Here is a 5,061-nt window from a genome sequence, read left to right on the forward strand (position 1 = left end):
CGCCTCCGGCTCCGCCCCCACCGGTCAGACGACGCGCTCGCACGGCGGCTCGGCACGTCGGGCGGGAACTAGACGGCTTGGCGCTTCAGCTTGCGGCGTTCGCGTTCGGACAGTCCCCCCCAAATACCGAAACGTTCATCGTGCTGCAGCGCGTACTCCAAGCACTCCGTCCGCACCTCGCATGCCCGGCACACCTTCTTGGCCTCGCGAGTGGAGCCGCCCTTCTCCGGAAAAAACGCCTCCGGGTCCGTCTGCGCGCACAGTGCGCGCTCCTGCCAGCCCATCTCTTCGCCGTCTGTGCCGTGCGCCAGCGGGATGACGACCTCGCTCACAGCGCACCTCCTGCCCGTGGAACCCCCTGGTCAATGCCGTCCTCAAGATCTCTCCCCCGGGAAGGCATTGAAACTACACCGACGAAATTACACGCGTGTAGCGCCCGCCCCGTCAAGCGGAACGAGTTTCCAGGGCGACATAGCGGGTTATGTGGGGAAGCGCTCGCCGAACCTCAGATGAAGATCAGTTAATCGGCGGGTCAGTGAGGCGGATCACCGCCGGCCGGCGCCGGTCACTGCGGCGGCGGGGGGCGGTTGTCGCGGTACCAGTCGCCGCCCTCGTCGGGCCGCTGCTCGCCCTGCGGCTGCCCGGGGTGGGTGCCCTGCGGGCCCTGCTGGCCAGCGCCCTCCTGGCCGCCGGACCCGCCGTAGGCGCGGGTCCACTCGCCCATCTCCTCCTGCTGGTCGGCGGGCTGCTGCGGCTGCTCGCCCCCCTGCGGCTGCCCCGGCTGCGGCTGGGCCTGCCCCGGCTGGGCGGGCTGGCCGGGCTGCGGCTGCCCGTACTGCTGGTACTGCGGCTGGCCGTACTGCTGCTGCCCGTACTGCTGGCCGTACTGCTGCTGCGCGGCCTGCTGGCCCTCGGCGCCCCGCTGGCCGTACTCGGCGCCCTGCTGGCCGTACTGCTGGTACTGCTGGTAGCCCTGCTGGCCGTAGCCCTGCTGCCCGTACTGCTGGCCCTGCTGGTAGCCGAAGTCGGGGTAGCCCTGCTGCATCTGCGGCTGCGGGCGGGCCGGCTGCATGCCCTGGAAGACGGTGAAGACGAACCAGCCCGCGATGCCGATCACGGCGATCTTGCCGCCGCCGGCGAGGAACACCGCGAGCTTGCTGAGGGCGCTCGCGCCGTCGGCGGCCATCGCGCTCAGCCAGGAGATGACGGCGAACAGGGCGGTGACGCCGAGCACGCCGAGCGCGCCCATGGTGATCGTGCGGGCCTGCGGGGTCGCGGCGCCCCAGGTCGTCAGCACGACCGCGAGGACGGCCAGCCCGACACAGACGATCTGCGTGAACAGGGTGTCCTGGGCGGCCGCGAGCGCACGGTAGGTGAAGGCACCGCCGCCGCCCAGCAGCAGGATGATGCCCGCGAGCAATTGGACGCCCGCGGAGGCGAGCAGTACCCAGGCGGCCGGTTCGCGCAGGCGCTGGACGGCTTCCTTGTTCACGGTGACTTCTCCAGACCGAGGCAATCGGATGACACGCAAAGCTTTGCACATCCCGCCCGGCCCCGTCTCTGTCCCCCGCGGCACGCCAAAACGCTAGAAAGGCGCGGTTCGCGGACGCGGAACGCGCCCTGCGCGTCGAGAGCCGCCCACCCGGCGCCCTAGGCTGATCGGCATGAGGATCGTGGCGCTGGCGGGCGGCATCGGGGGAGCCCGCTTCCTGCGCGGGCTCCAGGCCGCCGCCCCCGAGGCGGAGATCACCGTCATCGGCAACACCGGGGACGACATCTCCCTGTTCGGGCTGCGTGTCTGCCCCGATTTGGACACCGTGATGTACACCCTCGGCGGCGGGATCAACGAGGAGCAGGGCTGGGGGCGGACGGACGAGACGTTCGCCGTCAAGGAGGAGCTGGCCGCCTACGGCGTGGGTCCCGGCTGGTTCGGGCTCGGCGACCGCGACTTCGCCACCCACATCGTCCGGACGCAGATGCTGGCGGCCGGGTACAAGCTGTCGTCGGTGACGGAGGCGCTGTGCGACCGGTGGAAGCCGGGCGTGCGGCTCATCCCGATGACCGACGACCAGGTCGAGACGCACGTGGTCGTGGACGACCCGGAGCACGGCCGGCGCGCGATCCACTTCCAGGAGTGGTGGGTGCGGCTGCGCGCGTCGCTGCCCGCGCTGTCGATCGCGCCGGTCGGCGCCGACGAGGCGAAGCCGGCGCCGGGCGTGCTCAAGGCGATCGAGGAGGCGGACGTGGTGCTGTTCCCGCCGTCCAACCCGGTCGTCAGCATCGGGACGATCCTGGCGATCCCCGGCATCCGCGAGGCGGTCGCGGCGAACACCGTGGTCGGCGTGTCGCCGATCATCGGCGGCGCCCCGGTGCGCGGGATGGCGGACGCGTGCCTGACCGCGATCGGTGTGGAGACGTCGGCGAAGGCGGTGGCCGAGCACTACGGGCTCGGGCTGCTGGACGGCTGGCTCGTCGACGAGGCGGACGGCGACGTGCGGGTGGAGGGCATCGAGGTGCGGTCCCGCCCGCTGCTGATGAGCGACCCGGAGGCCACGGCGGCGATCGCGCGCGCGGCGCTCGACCTGGCCCTCCGGCTGAAGAAGGAAGCGCCGTGAATCTGCAGGTGTTCGGCATCCCCGGGCTGCCCGAGGTCGGCGAGGGCGACGACATCGCCGCGCTGGTCCCGGCGGACGCGGTCGAGGACGGGGACGTGCTGGTCGTCACGTCCAAGATCGTCAGCAAGGCGGAGGGCCGGGTCCTGGTCGCGGACGACCGGGAGAAGGCGATCGACGCCGAGACGGTGCGGGTGGTGGCGCGGCGCAGGCACGCGCGCGGCGAGACCCGGATCGTGGAGACGCGGCAGGGGCTGGTGCTGGCGGCGGCGGGGGTGGACGCGTCCAACACCGCGCCCGGCACGGTCCTGCTGCTGCCGGAGGACTCCGACGCCTCCGCGCGCCGCATCCGCGCGGGCGTGCGGGAGCGGACCGGCGCGGACGTCGCGGTCATCGTGTCCGACACGCTCGGCCGGCCGTGGCGCAACGGCCTGACGGACGCGGCGATCGGCGTGGCGGGCCTCGCGCCGCTCAGCGACCTGCGCGGCACCGACGACGCGTACGGCAACCGGCTCGAAGCGACCATCACCGCCGTCGCGGACGAGATCGCGGCGGCGGCGGAGCTGGTGAAGGGCAAGCTCGACGGGGTGCCGATCGCGGTGGTGCGCGGGCTGGCGCACCTGGTGACCGGCGACGACGGTCCGGGGGCGCGGCAGCTCGTCCGGCCGCCCGCCGAGGACATGTTCCGGTACGGGTCGGCGGACGTGCTGCACGCGCGCCGCACCATCCGCGAGTTCACCGCGGACCCGGTCGACCCGGAGGCGGTGCGGCGCGCGGTCGCCGCCGCGATCACCGCGCCGGCGCCGCACCACACGACGCCGTGGCGGTTCGTCCTGCTGGAGTCGGCCGAGTCCCGGACCCGGCTGCTGGACGCGATGCGCGACGCGTGGGAAGGCGACCTGCGCCGCGACGGCTTCTCCGAGGAGTCGATCGCCAAGCGGCTGCGGCGCGGCGACGTGCTGCGCCGCGCGCCCTACCTGGTCGTCCCGTGCCTGGTCATGGACGGCTCGCACGACTACCCCGACGCGCGCCGCGCGACCGCCGAGCGCGAGATGTTCGTCGTGGCGACCGGGGCGGGCGTGGAGAACCTGCTGGTGGCGCTGGCGGTGGAGGGGCTCGGGTCGTGCTGGGTGTCCAGCACGATGTTCTGCCGCGACGTCGTCCGCGAGGCCCTGGACCTGCCGGACGAGTGGGACCCGATGGGCGCGGTCGGCGTCGGCCACCCCGCGGCCCCGCCCCGCGACCGTCCGCCCCGGACCCCCGACGCGTTCATCGAAGTCCGTTGACCTGCGGCGTGTCGCCCTGATCGGCGGTGCCGTGCGGGCGGCACGCGACGGCTCAGCGTTTCCAGGCGGAGAGCGCCCTGTTGATCTCCTTGGGGGTGGGGAGGCGGAGGGCGCGCGGCGGCCCGGCCGCGAGGCCGTGGTCGCGGGCGTAGGCGTCGCCGAACGTGCCGTCGGGCGCGCGAAAGCCGGCCTGCTGGAGCGCGTCGCGGGCGGACCGGGCGCCGAGCGCGTCGCCGAACGCGGCCGCCGCGTCGCGGTGCCGCCGGTCGCGGGCGGTGACGGCGTACGGATGGTCGAGCATGAGCGTGCCCTCGTCCGGGACGATCGGGGTGACCGGGTTGGGCCGGTGCGCGCCGTTGTAGGCGATGGCGGCCTGCTCGGTGGTGACGGTGAGGGACCGGGCGAGGCGCGGGGCGGTGGTGAGCCCGGCGAGCACCGCGGCGGAGTCGCCGGACGCGTCGTCCACCGGTGACGGCGCGGCCCCGCGCAGGTCGCCCGCGACGTCGCCCGCCTTCCCGCCGACCTGCTCGACGGCGAGCATCGCGACCATCCCGCTGGTGCCGACGGCCGGGTCCGCCGCCCTGCGGGCGAGCGCGACGCCGTCCGCCTCGTCCTTGAGCAGCAGCTTCCAGCTCATGGCGACGTGGTCGGCGGCGAACTCCTCCGCCACCGGACGGGTCATGGCGAGCACCACGGGCGTCGCGGCGAGCGGCGTCCCGCCCGACGGGACGTTCCTGTCGCCCGCGTCGCGGACGATCCGGAGCCACACCGACGACTCCGGCACCCAGGCGTCCGCGCGCCGCCGCAGCTCAGGGCGGCGGGCGAACTCGGCGGGCGCGACGGCCGTCACGCGCGCGCGGACGCACCGTCCACCGACCCGGTGCTCCTCCACGTTGAACCGGGCCGCGACGTCGCGCAGCGCCGGTGCGATCTCCGGCTGCGCGGCGACCGTGACGCGCACCGTGCCGCCCGCGCACGACGACGGCCCCGGCAGCAGGCCGAGCGCCCACGCCCCGCCGCCCAGGCCCGTCACGACGAGCAAGGCGGCCGCCCACACCTTCCACCTCACCCGTCAGTCATACCGGACACACCGTGAGCATGCGTTCATTCGCGGCGAGGTGCCCGCCAGAACGGGGGCTGTCGGCGCCTAGGCGCGGGGGCAA

Annotated in this window: 5 protein-coding genes; 2 read left to right on the plus strand and 3 right to left on the minus strand. The window is 74.1% G+C overall.

Translation table 11 applies throughout. The features are described from left to right. Positions 1–68 precede the first annotated feature (68 nt). Positions 69–284: a WhiB family transcriptional regulator gene (locus ABZ914_RS46285; protein ID WP_171064042.1), complete on the minus strand. Its 216-nt coding sequence runs from the start codon at positions 282–284 to the stop codon at positions 69–71. A gap of 281 nt (positions 285–565) precedes the next feature. Then, positions 566–1,492 (minus strand): hypothetical protein, encoded by a 927-nt coding sequence (locus ABZ914_RS46290; RefSeq protein WP_500201025.1) that lies wholly within the window; start codon positions 1,490–1,492, stop codon positions 566–568. A 172-nt stretch (positions 1,493–1,664) separates the two neighbouring features. On the opposite strand from ABZ914_RS46290, the gene cofD reads away from it, so the two are divergent. Both cofD and ABZ914_RS46300 read left to right on the plus strand, forming a co-directional pair. Next, entirely contained in the window at positions 1,665–2,615 is a 951-nt protein-coding gene (gene cofD / locus ABZ914_RS46295; protein ID WP_500201026.1) for a 2-phospho-L-lactate transferase, read from the plus strand. Continuing rightward, complete coding sequence (locus ABZ914_RS46300) at positions 2,612–3,898, plus strand: coenzyme F420-0:L-glutamate ligase (protein ID WP_500201027.1); 1,287 nt, start codon at positions 2,612–2,614, stop codon at positions 3,896–3,898. The genes cofD and ABZ914_RS46300 overlap by 4 nt, the downstream gene beginning before the upstream one ends. Before the next feature lie 52 nt (positions 3,899–3,950). Here ABZ914_RS46300 and ABZ914_RS46305 read toward each other — a convergent pair whose 3' ends face one another. Continuing rightward, entirely contained in the window at positions 3,951–4,967 is a 1,017-nt protein-coding gene (locus ABZ914_RS46305) for a substrate-binding domain-containing protein (protein ID WP_500201028.1), read from the minus strand. Positions 4,968–5,061 lie beyond the last annotated feature (94 nt).

This window comes from Spirillospora sp. NPDC046719 (genome assembly GCF_040645715.1).
Taxonomy (GTDB): Bacteria; Actinomycetota; Actinomycetes; order Streptosporangiales; family Streptosporangiaceae; genus Spirillospora.